Genomic DNA, 19,508 nt, shown 5'->3' on the forward strand with positions numbered 1-19,508 from the left:
GGTGCCACTGATTCAAATACCAGTAATAGCTCCAATACATCGGCAGCTCAATCCACCCCGCTAAGCGGCAATCTCAAGGTGCATTTTATCGACGTTGGCCAGGCGGACAGCATCCTCATCCAATCGCCTTCCGGCACCGCAGTTTTGGTCGACGCCGGCAACAATGCTGATGGTACTGAGGTGGTCAATTACCTCAAGGCTCAGGGCGTCAAAGAACTTGCCGCCGTCGTGGCCACCCATCCGCATGAGGATCATATCGGCGGGATGGATACGGTGATTAAGAGTTTCCCGGTTAAACAAGTTTACATGCCAAACGCGACCTCTAACACAAAAACATTCGAGGACATGATTGCGGCCATTAATGCAAGCGGCGCAAAGCGGATCCAGACGAAAGCCGGTGTAGTTCTCGATGTACCCGGAATATCCGAAGTATTCTTGGCACCTAACAGTTCTAGCTACAGTGATACAAATAACTACAGTGCGGTACTCAAGATAACCTACGGCAGCACATCATTTCTTTTGACCGGTGACGCTGCTTTTGACTCAGAAAATGAGATGCTGAGAAGTGGCAACAGCTTAAAAGCAACACTCCTTAAAGTTGGGCACCATGGAAGTAATACCTCCACCGGTGACTCGTTTCTTAAGGCCGTATCTCCGAAATACGCCGTTATCTCAGTCGGCGCTGGGAACAAATACGGCCACCCAGCCCAGGCAACACTGGATAAGTTAGCATCTGCAGGGGTTACGGTATATCGTACTGACCAGGCCGGGACCATTGTCGCTACGAGTGATGGTAGTACGATTACGATTGATAAAAACGCATCTCCGATCAAACCGCAAGCTCCTCCGTCCCCTAGTCCGAGTCCTACACCGGCTCCAACTCCTGCCCCATCTGCCCCGGTTTCTTCGTCCGGATCTGTCAGCATTGCGAGCGTGGACCTGAGCGCCGAGGTTGTCACGATCTCCAATAGCAGCGGATCTGCAGTGGATCTAACCGGGTGGAAATTAGTCAGCGTAGAAGGCAATCAGACCTATAACTTCCCAGCCGGGACTTCAATACCAGCTGGAGGAACTCTCAAGGTGGTTAGCGGTAACAAAGCCCAGGCAGGACCAGGAATACTAGTCTGGACCAAGTCGTATATATGGAACAATGACGGAGACCCAGCGGCGCTGTACAACGCCCAGGGGGAAGTGGTCTCCAGGAAATAGGAGAGGTGATACATTTATGAGCGGCGCTGCAATGGCCGCCCTGCTGCTTTATGGCCTGGGCCTTTTGCTCTTTTACTTTATCGTCAAAGTGGCCGTCCGTAATGGAGTTCGCGAAGCTACCGAAAAGACGCAGCAATCCATTGAAGAGATCCGCGACCTAGTGCAGGCTAGTGCCAAAGCCCAATACGAAAAGCCCCGGGAGTGATCCCGGGGTTGTTTTTAACCTGCATATCCGGATATACAAATCTACCAAACTCTAATTCTTTCGCCAGGATAGATAAGATGAGGCCGGCGGCGAAGATGAGGATTTATGCGTAAAAGATGGTGGACACGTCTTCCGTGACGTCTAGCTATTTTATGCAGGCTATCTCCATGCCGAACAATGTGATGCATTTTGCAGTCTCTCCTTCTAGTTTTATAGTATCCCTTTTATTTCCAATCTCACTTTATTATTATGATCGGACAAAATTTTGCTGTGCAAGTCTATATGAATTTTTGCCCGAAACAAAAAAGGCTATGATCCCAGCCACCACAAAAGTTTTTTCTATAAAACTTAAGCGAATTCGCTTGACATTATGAGCGAATTCGCTTATTATTATCTCAAGAGATATCAGTTCCCCGCCGGAGCCGAAAGGAGAATGAAAATGTACTACAGATACACGAAACGAGACAATCCGATGTCAGACTGGGGGCACGCAATGTTTTGCAACGACCAGGAGCGCGTCGAAAATTACGGCGAATATGGATGGGCGTTTGACGAGAATAACGGCGTCAATATCGCAGACATTAGGGATGCAATCATAGAGGCATGGGAGCTAGACAGAGAGCAAGGATTTACCGGAGACTTTGGCAACCAAGTGTTTGAGGGCAGCGCGTACTATGACATGACAGGCGAGGAAGTCGCCGACAGCTTTGACCCCGAGGACATAGTCGATAGTGCTGAGGCTTATGATGATACCCTAGTTGTCTGGCTCTGGGAACGCATTTTGTCCGAGCGCGGGATCGATGCAGTGATTACCGGTAATGGAGCAGTTGTCTTTGATGAGTCCCTTATATCCCGGATCTAAGCGAAAGAGAAGGGCCGGGAGCAATCCCGGCTCCTATTAGGAGGCGCGAATTATGAGTGACATATGGCAAGGCACAGGACCATGGCGGGGCTGGCGGCTTACTCCCGACCACGCCCAAAGCAGCTACGATCAACCCGTCTTAGTTAGCCCACAAGGGCAAGTATTTGGGCCAGCTGATATTATAACAATAGACGATGTAATAACCGTCCCGGAGGCGGCGGAAGAATGGGGCAATGTCACAGAGCCCACGCTTAAGCGCCAACTGGCCGGAGGACGATTTGCGGGAAATGAAGCCCGTAAGGCCAGAGGGAGTTGGTTAGTGACGCGTCAAGGTATGCAGCGTGTCTTCGGTAACTCCGGGAGTGATGACGATGCTGACGGCAAAGACTTGTAAACAGTGTGGCAAAACCTTCTCCGGCGGTCCACGCGCCTGGTACTGTCCGGCATGCCGGGAAGAAAGGCGTGCTAAGCATGATAAGGATTATAAACGCCGTAAACGTACTGGTGCTCACCGTCCTCTTGGCAGCATAGATCAGTGTGTCATCTGTGGCCAGGATTATACCGTGAATGCCGGACAACAGCGATACTGCCCTAGATGCGCTGTAGGGGCAGTAAAGGCAATCGATAGGAGTCAGGGATTAAGTTACTATCATGTTAACAAGGATGCCATTAATCCAGCTCGAAATCTCAAGCGTCGCAAAGGATTAAGACAGTGTCCCATATGTAAAACGCAATTTGATACCCGTAGTAAAAGGATCTGTTGCAGTGATGAGTGTCGCAGAGCGTATATAAACGCTAACTGGCGTGCAAGATATCATCTTCGCAAGGCAAATAAATAGCCCCGCCTGATGAGCGCACCAGCGCCTACGGACCGGCTGGGAACTGGTCGAAACCGATGATCCGGCGTTATGCCGGGGAGGTCGCGGGAACCCGCATCGAGCTGGCTTTGCAAAGTCGGCCTTTACATATATCTGATCTTTGAAAAATAAAAACCCCGGCGCGGTAACCGGGGCATGAGAGCATTGCTAATCTTCAGTTATAAACTGCTTAGCAAAATCAAATATCGGTAAGATAAGTTTTAGGAACTCCCCCTCCGGGAAAACCTTGTAGCTAAACACTGATCCATCTTTAGTCAGAAGAAGTCTAAAAGGCTCTTGGTCAGGGTCGTCATTAGGATAATCTACTCGCATTGCTGATATAAGACCATTAGTTTCATAACGATCCCAATCCTCACTGGTAGCCACGTCACTACCTCCTATATAAGCGACGTCTACATTTAACAGCTGTATGCGACTAAACCAACCACCTTTTATTTGCGGACCCTCTGCTTGTTGGTCATATGAATCTTTCATTCTTAGGAGGTCTATACCTACTGGCTTTGCTCGCAACTGACTCTCATTGGCGTCTATTGGCATCCATGCCCGTAAGCGTTTGAATGCTGCATTAAAAACTTGTTTAGAAGAATAGGCACTAATTAGCCATTGTCGCCCATCGTCCACAAAAGCTGGAAATGCATTTTCACTCGCAATGTGTATTAGGTCATCAATCCTTCCTTGTTCTTTTGAATACCCAACTCCTTCAAAATCGTGCCCTAAATCGTGTGTGATTTGTAGTTTGGTTAAGGTTCCGTACTCACTATGCCCCAGCAATTCAACTTTTGTTCTTAAGGTAATATTGGTCTGTGAGTTAGCTGTTGTAGGCATAGTCTCGATTGGTAAATTAACAGGATAGCGCTCAATGTGAAATAGTTTTGCTGAAATTGGCAAAACATTACCCCCTTCTCCTTAAATTGACAATTTGAAAAGAAGGTTCTTCACGCTTATAACTAAATCCTGCCTGTTAGAAGAATATACGTATATTCTTTTTTCGCTAGCGTGCACAGAGCATCGGCCTGGTTTTTTTTGCAGATTAAATTTATCAACTTCTTGACCCTCTATTCCTTTTATAAAGAGTCTCTTAAAATAATCGTGATCTTGCTCTCCCGATTTTATTTCAAGTGCGAATTTTTTATGTCGGATATCTTGAAGCGATTCCTCTAAACCAGAGAAAACGCTTGTTATAAACTCATCCAGCACATCTTTAGTTTTTCGATATCTAACAAGCGTTTTACCCTTAACTGTTAAATGCATCGCAGTGTTATTTTCAAAATCTTCTATGCTATCTCCTTGAGATTTAATAAATTCAAGATTTACCCCTATAGGATCAAAGGTAATAATACTTTCCATACCATTTTTGCGAGAAAAATACTGAATATCTTGCTTATTATTTTTAAGATTCTTATTTTGACTGATTGCCGTTGTAATTAAATTTCTCAAAAATCTTTCATTAATAATTCTCAGAGAAGCCGATGGGACTAAAAAATCAGCAGTATAATTCCAAGAAAATTGAATGTTAGTAAACCAAAAATACATAAAAAGTAACAACCTTTTTAATGGTTCAAGATTTTGAATTAGTGTCTGAAGAATCGCTATGAAAACTGTTACCGTTGCCACATCATAACCATTAACAGGGACAACGACGGCTAGTCTGTACACCAAAATAACACAATACAGAAGTAACAATAAAACCCACCAGTACTTCTTCAACCGCTTAAAGGCCATGTTACTTCACCTCACATAAAATATTTGCTTATATATTCTATATTTAATTCACTTTACCTGCTCACACAATTGAACAAAATAATTCTTTTATTAAGCAAAAAACCCTCCCCCGCCTAAGCGAGAGAGGGCTCTACTAAGTTACATACTTATACTATTTTCCCCGGGCGGTTCTTCTCCCCGGTCTCCAGCCGCCTGAGAACTCGCCCCGGGCACAATAACTGGCGGGTTCACCTCATAAACTTGTGGCTTACTTATAATTGGCTCAAATGTATTAAGAGTGGCGGTAAGTTGTTGCGTGCTGGGCTGACTCAAATCATGCATCCCTGCTGCAGTTATTGCTATAAGAAACGCATTAAGCACGGCCAAGCCGATGGCCTCTACCGTGAAATTGCCGCCGACATACAGCACGAACAACTGAATGGCTGCTGCGATAAATACGGAAAGCAGGCGCACCCACCAGTCACTCAGGTGCTGGCGAATCGGTTCCTTGAAGAATTGCACCAGCAAGTAGGTTGCGGCCACCAGGCCGGCAAAGGAGCCCAAATACGAGGTCGTAAATAAATCACTAGGCATAAACTTTTCCCTCCTTATAATGTTTGAGCATACTGTGCCGCCAGGATCGCCGTCTCAGGTGCCCCAGCTCCGCAGCAATTTGTGACATTCGGGTGGTCCTTGACTTCAGGCCCGCCGATAATCACCAGATGCTTTGCCGACTTCGCTTCCGGATGAACTGCAGACTGGCCATTTCGGCAGAACATCGCACATCCGCCAAGCTTATCCGAAACGATCCTTGCGCTTGAAAAATCACGGTCCGTAAAATAAACCACCGCATGATCTAACACGTCTTCACCCCCTCCCCTAATACGGGTTATCTCCGCATCAATCGCCGCAAGCAGTTGCTCCCACGTGCGCCCATATCGGGCCAGGTACCCGATCGGGTCAGTGTGATCTGTTTCACCGTACATGGCCGATATGCCGCGGTGCGAAAATACGTTGTCCTTGGTATTCCAGCCGTACCGCACACAGGCGTCAGCCACGAGCCAAACGGTCCGCTGCCAGACCTGCTCAAACTTAGCCTGGTCTGTGCCCTTGGGTTCGCACATTTCCACTGAAAGAAACCGGCTGTTGGCCGTCTTGCCCGCGTGCCAGGCTTGCTCGTTTTCCGGGATACACCGGATAATTGTCTCCCAGTCCACGAAATAATGGGCAGATGCTCCTCTGTCCCCGGAGTTGAAGTAATCATGCTCATTCTGCGCTGTAGCTCCAGGAGTTGCGGTACTGTGAATCACAAAGCCCTGGGGATAGAGAGACGTGCCAGGGCGGTTGTACCGTATGAGTTGTTCTTGAACTGGATAACTCACTTAGAAGACTCCTTTCACTTAAAAATTGCCCGCGCGGCAATACCGGCGGCAATAAAGGTGCTTGCAACTGTCCGCCAGAGCCACGTGTTGCTTTCTTCAAGCTTATTAATGCGGTGGGTGTTTGATTTTGCCCGGGCATCGGTTTCGGTTGCTTTAGTATCGATAGTATCAACTTTTTCCCTTAACCCGTTATAGGAGTCAAGCTTGCCGTTTATCCTTGAAACGTCAGACTTGACTTCAAGTAAAATTTTAATTATTTCATTGTCTTCCAACTCCCACCGCTCCTTTCAGACATAAAATTATTATTCTGGTATCCCCTTTTCGAATACCACCCGCACCTGCCCGTCGGGCTCCTTCACACAGAAATGCCCATGGGCAAATACCCCCTCTTTCCGCATCTCATGATTCGCGGTGTTTGGTATCCACCGGCGGCAAGTATAACAAAAGAGAGAGTACGGTCCTCCCTCCCTGGGGCGAACGTCGGAGTAGGTCTTATCTTGTACCGTTCGAGCTCACCTCTTTCGTAGCATAAAAATAACGCCCTGAAGGCGTTATTGAACTAAAAATTGTTTGTGAGCGCTCTTGCGCTTTTCGTCAGTTACTTGAGCGTAGATTTGTGTTGTAGCAGGATCCTCGTGTCCCAGGAGCCCCTGGACACTTACCAGGTCAGCTCCATTATTCAAGAGCAACGTAGCAAAGGTATGCCTAAGCACATGCGGATGGACGTTTTTCTTTACTCCGGACCGATCTGCTATGATCTTAACCTCACGCTGGATTCCCCGATTTGAGAGCCGCCGGTATGGTTTGCGCTCAGTAATAAAAAGTGCCGGTTCATCATCTGTCCTCCGCATGAGGTATTTTTTCAAGTGGTAAATCGCCTTGTGGCTAAAGTAAACGATCCTTTCCTTGTTGCCTTTTCCAATCACCTTCGCGGACATGGCCTGGTAGTTGATATCATCGCGATCCATCTGCTGCACTTCTGAGAGTCGGCAGCCGGTCGCATAGTAAACTTCGATCATAGCCCGCTCTCTGGGAGTGACACAGGCTTCGCGGATCATCTCGACTTCTTCGATGTTCAGCGCTTTCGGCAAGCGCTTCTCTTTCTTCGGAGACTTGATTTTCCGTGACTGGTCATTGAGTAGGATTCCCTCTGATGTAAGCCATCCGAAGAAGCTTTTAAGCACAGATAGTTTGCCTGAGAGTGAACTTGTTTTTAGATTATCAAACTCTCCCAGATACATACGAATATCTGCTGTCGTGATGTCGGCTGCGGCCTTCTGGACGTGTTCTGCGAAGATCCTGAGGTCTAAGGCATACCCTTTGAGCGTGAGCTCGCTGAGGCCTTCGAGACGCTTCCCGGCCAAAAAGAGTTGAATCTTCTCTCGTAAGTCCGGGTGGCCGTTTGGTAGAGCGGCCGGCTTAATGTCGTATATGGAAAAGATACTGGCCAGTTTCTCCTTGATGTCCTGATTGTACGTGGATGCTAAAATAGCACCCATTACCTCGTTGAGCATGAGCTCAGCCGTGGCGCTAAGGGTTGCCAACATAGTATGACACCTCCTGGAAAGTGTGTTTTCCCTGGAGATAAATATAAGCAGGCAGCGCCTCCAGGAGCGCTCTAGGTAGGTTAATTACTCCTACCCTGCCTACTTATATCCTACCATACTATGTCTCCTAATAATAGTCAATTTCCAAACAAATGTTCTATTCTAAGCGAATATCGTTTCTAATCTGTAATAGCTTCACGATTCCTTTCTATTTCTCTTGATTTTGGGTATTCCTCTTGAAGAGAGGGGGTATTTAGAATCGATTTTTTACTGCGCATTTTGGGTCACTTTGGCAAAAATACTCCATCCACGCGCTTAATGCTCACTTGATTTCCCCAAAGTCCTTTTCCCCATGTCTCTGCGCTAATAACAAGATCCTCAATTAGCCATTCCAGATTATTAACCTCCGGATCATAAATTGCCCAGCTTAAACCTTCATTTAGGTTTTGAGGATTATCGTTAAAAGTATCATACCTTCTAGCGCTTTTATCGAGTCCCACAATCATGCCACTGGTTAACCAATGCCAAAACGATACTTCACTGCATATCTTCGGTTTAGCATGCCCCGTAATTTCATACCCGTTTTTATAGACTTTTATCTGGATCATTTGGATACCCCCAAAAGTCTTACTGCGCAAAATGGGTCTATAGTTCATCAACTCAACAATGCCCTCAACACTTTTTCTCTAACTTCCTCATCCACGATTCTCCCCACATGCTCATCAATCATCTTGCCGCCTTTAGCGAGTGCAGTTGCCTTATCCATAGCAACATTTCCGGCTAATTCGGGATCTTGCTTCTGTATTTGTACTGCCTTACCATCTAAATAGAGAATATAAACTTCTCCACCTTCAGGCACATCTTTTGCTAAAACATCAGCAGGGATACCGTTTACAGGACTAACTTTATCCCATATTTCTACCCGATGCTTAGGCTTACCGTTTTTACCTTTTTGAGCTTTTTCTGTATCTTCCAGCGTCCGTCTATCGTGCTTATTTAACTCATTTTTTGCATGTGCAAGTGTCTTTTTGCTCCCCAATTTTACCGCTTCATCGAATAGATCCTCTGGTTTATGCATCATATTTCCCCCTAAGCTAACAGTTTAGCCATAACCTCTTGATGTACCCTAGCGTCAATCACGCTTTCGATATGATTACTTACAATAGTGTTAGCCGCTTCCATTGCCCTAGTTGCATCCATCGGTACAAAACCGATTTGTTCAGGGTCGTGCTTTTGCAAGTAGACAAGTCTGCCGCCAATATAAATAAGATATACTTCACCGATTGGGTGGTCGTTCGTCATGATTGTGCTCGCAGGGATACCATTGATTGGAGATACCTTATCGTATAGTGAGATACTATAGTTAGGCTTCTCAGCCGTTCTAAGTGTGGGATAATCATAACCAGCGAGCAGAAGGTCGACATCAGCTAGAGTTTTGAGCGAACCTAATTCGCGAGCTTCCTTGAGAATAGTTAAATTGTTTAACATAAAATTTCCTCCTTATTGTGTGGCTAACCAACCAAGTAGATTTGAAAGACCGTTTATTGTTGGCGTGGATAGATAGGCTTCGTTTATGGCTAGTATATTAGTACCACCGTTATCACCCCCAACTGCATACAGAGTCTCATTGACTACTCCTGAGGCTAATAGTCGCCGTGCTGTTGGCATTAAGGCTTTTGTTGACCAAGTATTCGCCACAGGATCATAGGCTTCATTGGTGGCTACAGCTGCTGTTGTATATCCTCCTACCGCATAGAGTATGGCATTGATTACTCCTGCGGCTAAACAATACCTAGCTGTTGGCATTAAAGCTTTCGTTGACCAAGTATTCGCCACAGGATCATAGGCTTCATTGGTGGCTACAGCTGCTGTTGTATATCCTCCTACCGCATAGAGTATGGCATTGATTACTCCTGCGGCTAAACAATACCTAGCTGTTGGCATTAAAGCTTTCGTTGACCAAGTATTCGCCACAGGATCATAGGCTTCATTGGTGGCTACAGCTGCTGTTGTATATCCTCCTACCGCATACAGAATCCCATTGGCTACTCCTGCGGCTAAACCATACCTAGCTGTTGGCATTAAAGCTTTCGTTGACCAAGTATTAGCTACTGGGTCGTAAGCTTCATTTGTGGCTAATACACTAGCTGAATAACCCCCAACCGAGTAGAGGATTCCATTAATTACTCCTGCGGCTAAACCATACCTAGCTGTTGGCATTAAAGCTTTCGTTGACCAAGTATTAGCTACTGGGTCGTAAGCTTCATTTGTGGCTACAGTGGCAGTTGTAACTCCACCAACAGCGTACAGAATCCCATTGGCTACTCCTGCGGCTAAATTATATCGTGCTGTTGGCATGAGTGCTTTCGCCGCCAACCATTCATCAAAAGACCTAACATTTTGTGCTTTTGCTAATGCATACCCAATCGCATCCATTATGACACCGCCTTTGTCACTGAGGTAAGAACGCCAGATGTGTAATTAAGCGTGGTTGTGACTGTTGTTCCACCTGCTACTTCCGAAACAGATGTTAAGACACCGCTTGTGTAGTTAAGTGTAGTTGTTTTGACGGTTGTTGCTCCGTCTGCATCCACTACGGATGTTAAGGCTCCGCTTGTGTAGGTGAGAGTGGTTGTGCGAGTGTCGGTTTTGAGCGAGAGAGCTTTGATCTTATTGAGGTCGGTATTGAGTGTGCCTAAAATTAAGCCGCCATGTGCCTGTGTCGCATTTTCCGCCTCGTGCGTAGCAAGGTCACTTTGTAGCGCAAAGGCTTGGGATACCCAAGCTTGCCAAACCCCAGCTATCTTTTCCCGGACATAATAGCTACCGGCTGAAGTCAGATCTATAGCATAGAGATAAACATTATTCGCATCGGCTACAGCAGCCTTTACGATCCAGGTATGTCCTGCTATCGGCATATTTGCGACGTTAGCAGTGCAGGTGTAGACTCCATTTTGCCACACATAAGTATTGGCATCTATTCCTGTGTCTAGGGCAGTTGCCCCTCTTTGAGCGAATGAATTTTGAATTACCGTAGTTAAGGCCGAAGCATCAGCATCACTTACAGTCTGACCTTGGTTAGCCATGTATTGCGCTATGGCCGCCACCATCACGGTCACTTGTCTAAAAAGCTTATTATGCATGGCCGTTTTAGCTATACCGTTTTGAAGGCCGCCAGTTCTCTGGGTTTCGGCAGTATAAGTCGCATCATCTTGGGTGTTAGCCACATCCGTGGGATTAAAAACTAAAAAGTTAGTACTTCCAGGCAATTAAATCCCTCCTTTTAGAAGTATTGAGCCCAATATCCTTCACCATAGCCCTTCAAGTCTGTGGCTTCGATTCCATAGGCAAAGAATGGATTAGAGGAATAAGCGAAACTGATATTCACGCCTTGGGGTTTTGGTACAATATACCCGTTCGATGTTAAGTCTTTTTGTATTTGCGAAGTTAACCCGATAATTAGAGCATTCATCGTCATGTCCTGGTTATCTTGAAGGATAAGATAGGCATCAGTGAAAAGGGTATTCCAGAGATCATATATCTGTGGAATTGTCCCATCCCACAGGTTTTGCAGGATCTTCGCTTGCAGGATGAGTCTATAGGTAGTGTCGTCCAGGACAGGGCTAGAACCGTCAGTAGGTTGAAAATTTACCGTCCTTTTTACTCCAACGATTTCACCAAGGGTATCCAATTGTACTCCCACTGCAGTATCGAGATCAAAATATAAACTGAGATTAGCCGCCAAAGTCACTCCATCATCTAAGATGCTTAGAGGAGCTGTTAACCAGTCCATGAACTTTTGTTTATTCTGGTGCTCAGAAGTAATTAAATTGAGATATCTTTGAACATCCGGCATAACTACCTCCTAAGTTATATTCACTGTGACATACGCCGTATTGCCCCGGACAGCCTCGTTAAACGCTGTTGTGATGTCTGCAGTTCCCTGAACCCCTCCATGTCTTGCTGCAGTGATCGAAGTCACACTGAAAACCGAGCTAGATAGATTTTGCGCCGATAATGCTGGTCCAAAGAAATTGTTTACCGGGATATCGTTGACGCCCATGCTCATCCCATTTAAAAAGGCGGCTATTGCCGCTTGAATTGCTAAGGTCGTTGCTGTTGTATATCCGGATAGTTGCTTGACATTGACTACTACATCTATGTCTACATAGGTAGGTCGATAAAATCTAATAGCGTTCACCTGCCCATATTGATCTGTTACATTGACCGAAGTTGTACCATTCGTATAGCCTCCAGGTCCTTTTTTGTTGAATATCGCTTGAGCTATGTCGGCATCTGCTCCTCCTTCGACAAGCGCGGTAATACTGTGAGGTGGGAGCCCGTTTACATCAGCAACATTAGTGTCATTTTCATAGACCTGGAACCTGGTCACATTACTAACTGCAGCTATGGCTCCTTTTGTACCTTCCAGGACCGTCCGGCTCGGCAACGCTGTACTAATGGCCTGCCGTGATTTAAGTTGGGAATCTTTTTCAGTTGCTACTCCTGGGGTTGCTGCGTTAGCGTTCGTCACTGAGGCCCAGCCATAAGTCGGAGTTGTAATAACATTTATATCTCCTGGATTCGCGTATATAGCGCCTGCAGCCTGGCAGGTAACGGTGGCATCAACCGTGCCCCCTGTTCCTATTGTGATACTTGATGGCAGATTCCATTTATAATTGCTTTTATCTTGAGCAACACCATTGTTTATTACAGTATTTGGAGTCCCCGTTAGAGTGACTACTGCAGTTGAATATGTCGAGGCGATTCTTGCAATTCCATTGAGTTTTACAAGCGTATCCAATCCAGCCCCTATCGCCGTAACCGGACTATGGCTATCATATGCAAATTGAATAGTTTGAAGAGTGTCATTGATTTTTGCGGCCACCACAGAGATCCATTGGTAGTCTTGTGAATCGACACCCAAATAAATATCTTGTCCAAAGATGTTTTTAGCCTGCTGGATTAAATTATCGAGGATGTCTTGATATGTCGGCAAATGAAGTCCTGTCGCATCAATATAGGGTGCAAAATAGGCCATCTACAAATTCACCCCCGATACAATAACATTCTGGCCGGTCGTTGTTTTTACAGTACAACTGGTTATTGTGTATTTTCTGTTCTCGTAAGCGCTTTTGAAGTCGGTTACCTCAGCAACTCCTTCCGTGGCAAGTATTCTTTCCTTAATGAGTAAATCGGCAGCATTAAGGTGTTCGGGTGTTCCGGATTGGCCGAGGATGTTTTGGAATAAAGGCAATCCTTCTGATTGATTTTCCCACCACTCCGCTTTGAACAGAAGCAGATTTGTTTTTATCGCTTGTGCTACTGCATCGGCATCAAAAAGAAAATCTTGTATCCCCTTGCCAAATGAGTAATCACCATTTGAATCTAAAGCCCGGTATTTCATAGCGGCACCCCATTCTTTGTTATATTTCCTCTGAGGTCGATTCCGCTTGACGAAATGTCAATGCACTGGGCTCCATCTTCGGTTCTGAGTTGTGCTGAAGTTGTGCTGTAATTCGTTATTCGCTTCGGCTGGCTCCATGTCCCCAAGATGGCGAAGGCATCGCTTAAATCATGCCGGCGCTTCTCTGCTTGTGTCTGCACGTCTCCATAAACCCACCACGCATCGATGCACGAGTCAGCGAAGATTACAAGGCATTCATCTCCTTGCTGTATGGCCATCGTTAGTACGATACCCCCGGCTCTCGGTATGACGATAGGCACGTCAAGAAGCAGAGGAAGGCTAACCATTTGGATGTTTCCAGATTGATCAACCACTCTCTCTTTGATTGCCGGCTGAACCATCACCGTCTGCTCCGCTGGATCAAAGCTCTGAATGATTCCCGGCATAGCCACTCTAATATCGGTTCCCCATTTTTCCCCCATGCGTTGGTAGAGTTCATACTCACTATTACTTCTTTCGCCAATGGTTCTCACATAATCACCTCACCAAGGAACTTGTCCTCCGTTTGCTACCATGGCCGGGAGTATACCAGATTGAGTTACAGTTTCAATCTCCGTGTACCAATCGTTCCCACGTGAATCCCCTATATGCGTTACCTTGATAGCTCGATAAATCCCGTCGTGATCTAGTGAAATAGGTTGTCCCTGATCGAACTGTTGATTCCGAATCAAGCTGTTGTCCACGTGTACCAAGGAATTTATCTTTATACGCGGGTTCAAAAGGCACTTGATTTTTACTCCGAAGTCCGACTGCTCCGGTACGCCGATTAACCCGGATTCGGGAGAAAGCTCAATGATTTCGCCTTCCGGAATGTCCTCGGCCCTAATAATATTTACTTTTCCATCTTCCATGTAGTAGGTTGCATTCTCGGATTGAGCGATTTGGCGTAAATAATCCCGGGTGAGTCCAAAGAAAACCTTTCCCCGGGTGAGTGCAGAATCCGATAATGTTGCTGAGATATTTCCGAGCTGAGTTGAGATTGTCGCCTTGTTCGTGAGATTGTCAACGACCGCTCTCGAATTCTGCCCTCGGATCATCGAGAAAGCCGATAAGCTATAATTCAAAAACACGTCCGAATCCGCAGCAACTAAAGTCAGTGTATAGGTTGTCCCGCCTTCTTTATTCCGGATGACTTGTACCACATTCCCATCAAAGATGAGCCCGTATTGCTTTCCTTCATAGCCAGCCTCTACGACTACCCTGTCCCCTTCTTTGATAATTGCGTTTTCAGTTTGGGCTGAAAGATTATAGATGACGATCTCGGAAAATTGCGGTTGCATCTGGATGATCTTCACGCAGTTAAAAGTACATCTCAGCTGCGACACGTCAACAGCTTTTTCTCCATCTAGGCTGCTAACTATGACCCGATATCTTCGGCCATATAAGATTTCCCCAGATTGTGCACTTCCAGGGACAATACCGTAATTTGTGGCCGGGATGACTAAACCGTTGCCCGCTCCCATAAAGGCCGCTTGGTCTGTATAATCAAAGCTCGAATTGTGGTATTTAATCCAGATATTCTCTCGCCTTTTAAAATCAGAAACAGAAATTCCAGGACCAACATATGAGTAAGTAAAGTTTGCCCATACGCCTTGTGCGCTGTCCCAATATTGTTTAATAACTCGTACCGCCACGGCCATACTAAATTGATCGTTTGCAAGGGTGTAATTCGTTAGTGAAGTCAAGTCAGATGGAGGTGTGGGCAAACCTAAAAGTTGAGCCGCATATTCAAAAGCATCCATGTGCCATTTAGACCACACTTGCCCATAGCCGAGGGCATGGCCATTGTCCCCAGTTGTGTTTCTACCACCCGTCTCTGCTTCGACCGTGGCAAACACGATATCCACGGGACAATTTTGTCTGTTGGCCTCTTGTATCGCGAGTGATTTCCAATCGCTCATACGGTGTCCCCCCAGACCAGCAAGAAGTCCGTCCCTAGGTTTGTGGAATCTGGACTATCCATAGAACTATTACCGGCATTGACTATGGCCGCACTTCCAAGCCCCAGGTATTTGTATTGGCCCAGCAGGTCGGCGGCTGGATATTCGCCAGAGAGTAATGGAATCCCGTCTAGGATGAGACTGCCTGTCTTCGGATCAGTTATAGACATCATCCAATAGTTCCCCGCTGAGTTGAAGCGAATCCTCAGCTTCAGAGTTATATTTTTACCGTCTACCGGGATTGTTGTTATAAAGTTCTGGTTGGGTTCATTTGTTAGAGGTATGACTACATATCCCATGACGGCTTACCTCCCACTTGAAGATTCCTCCCTAAAATTAAAACCGGGCCGAACGCAGGAGGAGACGTTCGCCCGGTAAAACAAATAACCTCCTTGGGTAAGGAGGTTCAGGTTGGTAACTAAAAACATTACCCTTGTGTACTTGGGTTAGATTGAAACTGTTTCATATATTGAGTTAAATCTATTAGAAAATGAACTGTATTGGGGGATTTGACGTTAGTAGAAAAGTCCAATGAGAATACTTGATCATTAGTAGTAATTTCAAAAGCTATCTGTCCCCTTCTACTTTCTCCTGGTTTGATTATTCCTTCAACATCACCATTTAGGTACGGGTACTTATATGACGGCAAGTAGGAATAGCCACTTGCATCCCTTAACGAAAAATTATCCCAAAGGCTAACATAATCTTGTTCTGAAAGATTATAAATACCAAAATCAACAATTAAATAATACTTTCCAAGATAAAATACTTTACCAATAGAAGTGGTGTACCCTTTCAATACAAGTAGTTGACTTTTTCCGACGACTACATCTGTCTGAGAACTATATATCTTATCTTCTTCAGCTTGGATAATAGGGTTTTTGGCAACCGCCCTTATTTTTTGCATCGCCTTTTCATAGGTACCACTATCTTGCGAATCTTGGTTGTCGTTCAATTTTACAGGTTCAATGGCGGCGCTTCCTTGACTGGCATTACTCTGTGTCTGTTGTTGATTTGACACGATCCTTTCTGGAGATTGTTTTTCGGCAGATTGCATATCAGTACTGGACTTAGCAAATGAAATATATGCATTCCAAGATACGGAGAAAATGATAAAAATTCCAAGTGCCCAAACCCACTTATTTTTAAGAAATCTCATAATTTTCCCCTCCCTCCGCTAATATAATAACACATATTCGCATTTGAGAGGAATATTTCCTACCGCCAAACCCCTTTAAGTATTTTTTCGGCCTGATACAAAAAGCTCTCATCAGGTTTAACGGGCTCAACGGTTCCCCTATTGGTACTATCTGTGACTTGTGGTCTGGCACTTATTTTTACCGTTTTTACGGTTGCCACAAAAACTTCCCTAAGGGACACCGTGGCCTTAAGACCGTAAAGTGTGGTATAGTCATCTGGCACAGAAATGGTCTCCACAAGCATATTTCCGAAAGATCCCATCCTCGTCATGACGTTAAGCGGGATTCTCTGTTGCTGCAGTTCCGCCAGGACCTGAAACGCAGTGAGTGACCTTGATACCCCTTGGGAAAATTGCCCGCTAACCACTCCTTTAACCGCATCGGACATTCCTATCTGCATAATTAGTTGTACTGGGTTGATGTATGCGTGGTCAGAAATCGAGGCACCGGTTTCGACCGGATGCTCTGTTATTGTTAGTGATCTCGAATAATCCACTTGCAAAAAGGCATCAAAAAAGAAACCACCTATATTTGTTTTAGCGTAGATAAGTTGTTGCAGATTGGGATCGTTGGATGGTAAAGTAATCATCTTACTACCCCCTGGAACGTCCTGGTCATCAAATCGACATTGCTGCGATGAACGGTTCTCACCACCGAATCTGGTTGCGCAGCGCCGTAAATATTGTAGGTAGGTTTCATGGTTACATTATTGGTAGTTGCAATACTTCTTTGGGGATAAAGATAATTCGGGGCTCTGAATGCGGTACGTTGCGCAGCGCCGTAAATATTGTAGGTAGGTTTCATGGTTACATTATTGGTAGTTGCAATACTTCTTTGGGGATAAAGATAATTCGGGGCTCTGAATGCGGTACGTTGTGCACCTCCAGGTAACGCATCATCACCAAAAATACCTTTATTGAATGCTCCGAATTCATCCTTCAAGTCCTGGAACCATTGCGAAAAGTCGCCAGTTATCAACCCTTTGATAAGGTCCACTGTTGCCTTCAAGAGATAGACCACACCTTCCAGCATATAGACCATCCGTTTAATAAAAGTCAATGTATTCTTGGTAAGCATATCTCCAAAATCTTCATATCCAGCCAATTTAGCTAATTCATCTAAGGCTTCCGTTGTAGCCTTTGATACGTCCTTAAAGGAAGTTACTAAACCTGCAAGAGCCTGAATGAATTTATCCAGCTCACCAGAGTCCTTAAAAGAATCGAAGAACTCCTTGACCTTTCCCTCGGTTTTATCAACCCATTCCCAAAGTTGAGGTAGTGCTGATTGACCGCCATTCTTATATGTGTTGAAGTCATCCAGTAGCAATAGCAGTGCGGTCAACCCCGCTATCATCAACCCCAGTGGCCCCATATTAATCAACTTAAACCCGGCAAACACAGCCACAATTGCCCCCAGCGCCCCCCGGATATCCCAGGCGGCTACACCCATTCGTGCAAACCAACTCACGAATTGAGCTACTTTCTCAGTCCATTGAGGCATCTTTTGCTGTATAAGATCATTTATATTTTTTAGATTGGTTCCCGACTTACCCAATACGGGTTCAAGATATTTATTAAGATAATATCCAATCCATTGGAGAGCATAGGTACCTTCGAGTTTAAGCCGTTGAAACTCGAAAGTAATATCTCGTATGGCCTTCATTTCTTGTTCATATTCTTTGCTTGGCATCTGCAGTTCGAAAGCTTCTTTACGTAGCTCAATATACCTTTGCATCAGCTCAGGACTTAGATATAAATCCTGCAGGCTCACTCCGAGTGCTTCAATAGCGTTCTGATAAGCCCGCGCGCTGTCAACCGACATCCACATGCGCCGGGCAAAGATTTGAGTCTGCAAATCTGCTTGACCGAGGTTCATGATAAACTTCGCAGTTCCCACTTCAGCGGCCAGAAAAAAAGCCGTCACCGCAGTACCTGCAACAGCGAACCTTTTTAGAGCGGTATCGGAAAAGCTAGCAATGGATTTTTCAACCGTGTTCATGGCATGTTGAGCCGTGTTCAGGGAGGGAGTATCGACGTGAAATCCTAAGCTAACAAGGTATTGACGGATAACATTAATCACTTTGCTTCCTCCCTGCTTCATAGGCTCTCAGTTCATTTTCGGATTTTACTCTTAGAATCTCATGAGCATCTAACAAATCCCGGAACGTATAGGTCCCGTCCCAAAGCTGACATTGCTGCCACATCCCCGCTATCACTGGGGCGTACAAGAATTCGTTTATATTTTCGCAGTGGGCAGGGATAAATTCAATACCTCGCTCAGAGAAGCTAAGAGGTCTTCGGTAAAAAAATCAGATACATTCCACATTAATGCCTGTATCGTCAGTGCCATAACAAGAGGCGCATTGTTTTCGATGTCCATCACGCCCCAACTCCCATTTTCATTCAGCACTGGTGTGGGCCCAGCGGGCAATAGTTCCGCACAAACGCCCAAACAATCCTTCTGCAAATCCATAAAGTCTTGTTTGCTCATAGTGGGGCTACCGGTTGGGGCAGAAAACCCAAGTTTAGCCCCTATGCCCATCGGCAATACCTCGGCCATCAACTTATAGGCTATATAAGATCCGGTCATGGCATCAAATTTCCCGATACGGAATTTGCGTTCCTTAAACTCAAAGAGTTTGCTTAGTTCTCTCTTATCCATAAAGCCTCCCTAAATTACGCAACATATTGCTGAATGTCGGCAGCCATGAGCGTCCAGTTGACGTTTTGCCCTTGTGCCTGATAAGGCCTATCAGGGAGCTTTTGGAACGACACTCCCATCGCAATGTGAAGATCCTGCATCATTGGTGACCTTACGACAATCGTCGTGGACGCCCAAGCGCTTGCGGCCGCGCTTTCCAGATAATTGTAAAGTCGCAAAAGCCACTTCTGTAGAGAAGAGGTCTGTTGAATGCTGAGCGCCAGTGAACCATTTCTGCCTTTAATCTTCGATACCATCACACTGCCATCAGCTGCTAGTTCGTGCGCTGTACGGTCTGTAGTCATGTTCACCGAAATGCTTCCAACCCCCGCACCGTTGGCGATGAATTGACCGAAGTTGGGATTAGAAATGATCACTGATACATCTTCAAAACTGTAAGTCGAGTACATCCTAATCC

27 protein-coding genes are annotated in these 19,508 nt (G+C 45.6%); 4 read left to right on the plus strand and 23 right to left on the minus strand.

The genetic code is table 11. From position 1 onward, the window contains the following. The 4 genes from ACYQ2N_RS00005 to ACYQ2N_RS00020 all read left to right on the plus strand — a co-directional run. The coding region (locus ACYQ2N_RS00005) for an MBL fold metallo-hydrolase (protein WP_459996629.1) at positions 1 to 1,209 on the plus strand (1,209 nt) is incomplete at its 5' end. A 16-nt stretch (positions 1,210 to 1,225) separates the two neighbouring features. Continuing rightward, complete coding sequence (locus tag ACYQ2N_RS00010; protein ID WP_459996631.1) at positions 1,226 to 1,414, plus strand: DUF6019 family protein; 189 nt, start codon at positions 1,226 to 1,228, stop codon at positions 1,412 to 1,414. Between the two features lie 439 nt (positions 1,415 to 1,853). After that, on the plus strand, positions 1,854 to 2,276 hold the full coding sequence (locus tag ACYQ2N_RS00015; protein ID WP_459996633.1) for a hypothetical protein: 423 nt from the start codon (positions 1,854 to 1,856) through the stop codon (positions 2,274 to 2,276). 52 nt (positions 2,277 to 2,328) lie between these two features. Beyond that, on the plus strand, positions 2,329 to 2,670 hold the full coding sequence (locus ACYQ2N_RS00020) for a helix-turn-helix domain-containing protein (RefSeq protein ID WP_459996635.1): 342 nt from the start codon (positions 2,329 to 2,331) through the stop codon (positions 2,668 to 2,670). 631 nt (positions 2,671 to 3,301) lie between these two features. Here the strand turns inward: ACYQ2N_RS00020 and ACYQ2N_RS00025 are convergent. The 23 genes from ACYQ2N_RS00025 to ACYQ2N_RS00135 all read right to left on the minus strand — a co-directional run bounded on the left by ACYQ2N_RS00025 (position 3,302) and on the right by ACYQ2N_RS00135 (position 19,500). After that, positions 3,302 to 4,042, minus strand: a complete 741-nt coding sequence (locus ACYQ2N_RS00025) for a hypothetical protein (protein ID WP_459996637.1) — start codon at positions 4,040 to 4,042, stop codon at positions 3,302 to 3,304. 18 nt (positions 4,043 to 4,060) lie between these two features. Next, positions 4,061 to 4,876, minus strand: coding sequence for a hypothetical protein (locus ACYQ2N_RS00030; RefSeq protein ID WP_459996639.1), 816 nt, complete (start codon positions 4,874 to 4,876; stop codon positions 4,061 to 4,063). Between the two features lie 138 nt (positions 4,877 to 5,014). Beyond that, complete coding sequence (locus ACYQ2N_RS00035) at positions 5,015 to 5,449, minus strand: hypothetical protein (RefSeq protein ID WP_459996641.1); 435 nt, start codon at positions 5,447 to 5,449, stop codon at positions 5,015 to 5,017. 14 nt (positions 5,450 to 5,463) lie between these two features. Continuing rightward, positions 5,464 to 6,237, minus strand: coding sequence for a peptidoglycan recognition protein family protein (locus ACYQ2N_RS00040; protein WP_459996643.1), 774 nt, complete (start codon positions 6,235 to 6,237; stop codon positions 5,464 to 5,466). A gap of 14 nt (positions 6,238 to 6,251) precedes the next feature. After that, positions 6,252 to 6,509: a hemolysin XhlA family protein gene (locus ACYQ2N_RS00045; protein ID WP_459996645.1), complete on the minus strand. Its 258-nt coding sequence runs from the start codon at positions 6,507 to 6,509 to the stop codon at positions 6,252 to 6,254. A 279-nt stretch (positions 6,510 to 6,788) separates the two neighbouring features. Next, positions 6,789 to 7,784 carry a site-specific tyrosine recombinase/integron integrase gene (gene xerA / locus ACYQ2N_RS00050; protein ID WP_459996647.1) on the minus strand — a complete coding sequence of 332 codons (996 nt, stop codon included), beginning with the start codon at positions 7,782 to 7,784 and terminating at the stop codon, positions 6,789 to 6,791. Between the two features lie 284 nt (positions 7,785 to 8,068). Further along, positions 8,069 to 8,392 (minus strand): ribosomal-processing cysteine protease Prp, encoded by a 324-nt coding sequence (locus ACYQ2N_RS00055; protein WP_459996649.1) that lies wholly within the window; start codon positions 8,390 to 8,392, stop codon positions 8,069 to 8,071. Positions 8,393 to 8,439: 47 nt separating this feature from the next. Beyond that, positions 8,440 to 8,862, minus strand: a complete 423-nt coding sequence (locus ACYQ2N_RS00060; protein ID WP_459996651.1) for a hypothetical protein — start codon at positions 8,860 to 8,862, stop codon at positions 8,440 to 8,442. Between the two features lie 11 nt (positions 8,863 to 8,873). Beyond that, complete coding sequence (locus ACYQ2N_RS00065) at positions 8,874 to 9,272, minus strand: hypothetical protein (protein ID WP_459996653.1); 399 nt, start codon at positions 9,270 to 9,272, stop codon at positions 8,874 to 8,876. A 12-nt stretch (positions 9,273 to 9,284) separates the two neighbouring features. Then, a complete protein-coding gene (locus ACYQ2N_RS00070; RefSeq protein WP_459996655.1) occupies positions 9,285 to 10,142 on the minus strand; it encodes a Kelch repeat-containing protein in 858 nt (285 codons plus the stop codon). A 77-nt stretch (positions 10,143 to 10,219) separates the two neighbouring features. Then, the gene (locus ACYQ2N_RS00075) at positions 10,220 to 11,053 is read right to left on the minus strand and encodes a hypothetical protein (protein ID WP_459996657.1); all 834 of its coding nucleotides are present in this window, start codon (positions 11,051 to 11,053) and stop codon (positions 10,220 to 10,222) included. A gap of 14 nt (positions 11,054 to 11,067) precedes the next feature. Next, entirely contained in the window at positions 11,068 to 11,640 is a 573-nt protein-coding gene (locus ACYQ2N_RS00080; RefSeq protein ID WP_459996659.1) for a baseplate wedge 1 family protein, read from the minus strand. Positions 11,641 to 11,649: 9 nt separating this feature from the next. Then, a complete protein-coding gene (locus ACYQ2N_RS00085) occupies positions 11,650 to 12,825 on the minus strand; it encodes a baseplate J/gp47 family protein (RefSeq protein ID WP_459996660.1) in 1,176 nt (391 codons plus the stop codon). Continuing rightward, positions 12,826 to 13,191, minus strand: coding sequence for a contractile injection system sheath initiator (locus ACYQ2N_RS00090; RefSeq protein ID WP_459996663.1), 366 nt, complete (start codon positions 13,189 to 13,191; stop codon positions 12,826 to 12,828). It abuts the gene before it with no gap. Beyond that, positions 13,188 to 13,724 (minus strand): Gp138 family membrane-puncturing spike protein, encoded by a 537-nt coding sequence (locus tag ACYQ2N_RS00095; RefSeq protein WP_459996665.1) that lies wholly within the window; start codon positions 13,722 to 13,724, stop codon positions 13,188 to 13,190. Before ACYQ2N_RS00095 ends, ACYQ2N_RS00090 begins: the two co-directional genes overlap by 4 nt. 9 nt (positions 13,725 to 13,733) lie before the next feature. After that, complete coding sequence (locus tag ACYQ2N_RS00100; RefSeq protein WP_459996667.1) at positions 13,734 to 15,152, minus strand: phage protein; 1,419 nt, start codon at positions 15,150 to 15,152, stop codon at positions 13,734 to 13,736. Then, entirely contained in the window at positions 15,149 to 15,490 is a 342-nt protein-coding gene (locus ACYQ2N_RS00105; RefSeq protein WP_459996669.1) for a phage baseplate plug family protein, read from the minus strand. The genes ACYQ2N_RS00100 and ACYQ2N_RS00105 overlap by 4 nt, the downstream gene beginning before the upstream one ends. 128 nt (positions 15,491 to 15,618) lie before the next feature. After that, on the minus strand, positions 15,619 to 16,350 hold the full coding sequence (locus ACYQ2N_RS00110) for a DUF4352 domain-containing protein (RefSeq protein ID WP_459996671.1): 732 nt from the start codon (positions 16,348 to 16,350) through the stop codon (positions 15,619 to 15,621). 59 nt (positions 16,351 to 16,409) lie between these two features. Further along, positions 16,410 to 16,979, minus strand: coding sequence for a phage baseplate protein (locus ACYQ2N_RS00115; protein WP_459996673.1), 570 nt, complete (start codon positions 16,977 to 16,979; stop codon positions 16,410 to 16,412). Then, positions 16,976 to 18,469 (minus strand): hypothetical protein, encoded by a 1,494-nt coding sequence (locus ACYQ2N_RS00120; RefSeq protein WP_459996675.1) that lies wholly within the window; start codon positions 18,467 to 18,469, stop codon positions 16,976 to 16,978. The genes ACYQ2N_RS00115 and ACYQ2N_RS00120 overlap by 4 nt, the downstream gene beginning before the upstream one ends. Continuing rightward, positions 18,462 to 18,593, minus strand: a complete 132-nt coding sequence (locus ACYQ2N_RS00125; RefSeq protein WP_459996677.1) for a DUF6889 family protein — start codon at positions 18,591 to 18,593, stop codon at positions 18,462 to 18,464. The genes ACYQ2N_RS00120 and ACYQ2N_RS00125 overlap by 8 nt, the downstream gene beginning before the upstream one ends. A gap of 32 nt (positions 18,594 to 18,625) precedes the next feature. Then, positions 18,626 to 19,051: a phage tail assembly chaperone gene (locus ACYQ2N_RS00130; protein WP_459996679.1), complete on the minus strand. Its 426-nt coding sequence runs from the start codon at positions 19,049 to 19,051 to the stop codon at positions 18,626 to 18,628. A gap of 14 nt (positions 19,052 to 19,065) precedes the next feature. Further along, a complete protein-coding gene (locus ACYQ2N_RS00135; RefSeq protein ID WP_459996681.1) occupies positions 19,066 to 19,500 on the minus strand; it encodes a tail tube family protein in 435 nt (144 codons plus the stop codon). Positions 19,501 to 19,508 lie beyond the last annotated feature (8 nt).

Source organism: Paradesulfitobacterium aromaticivorans (assembly GCF_054657415.1).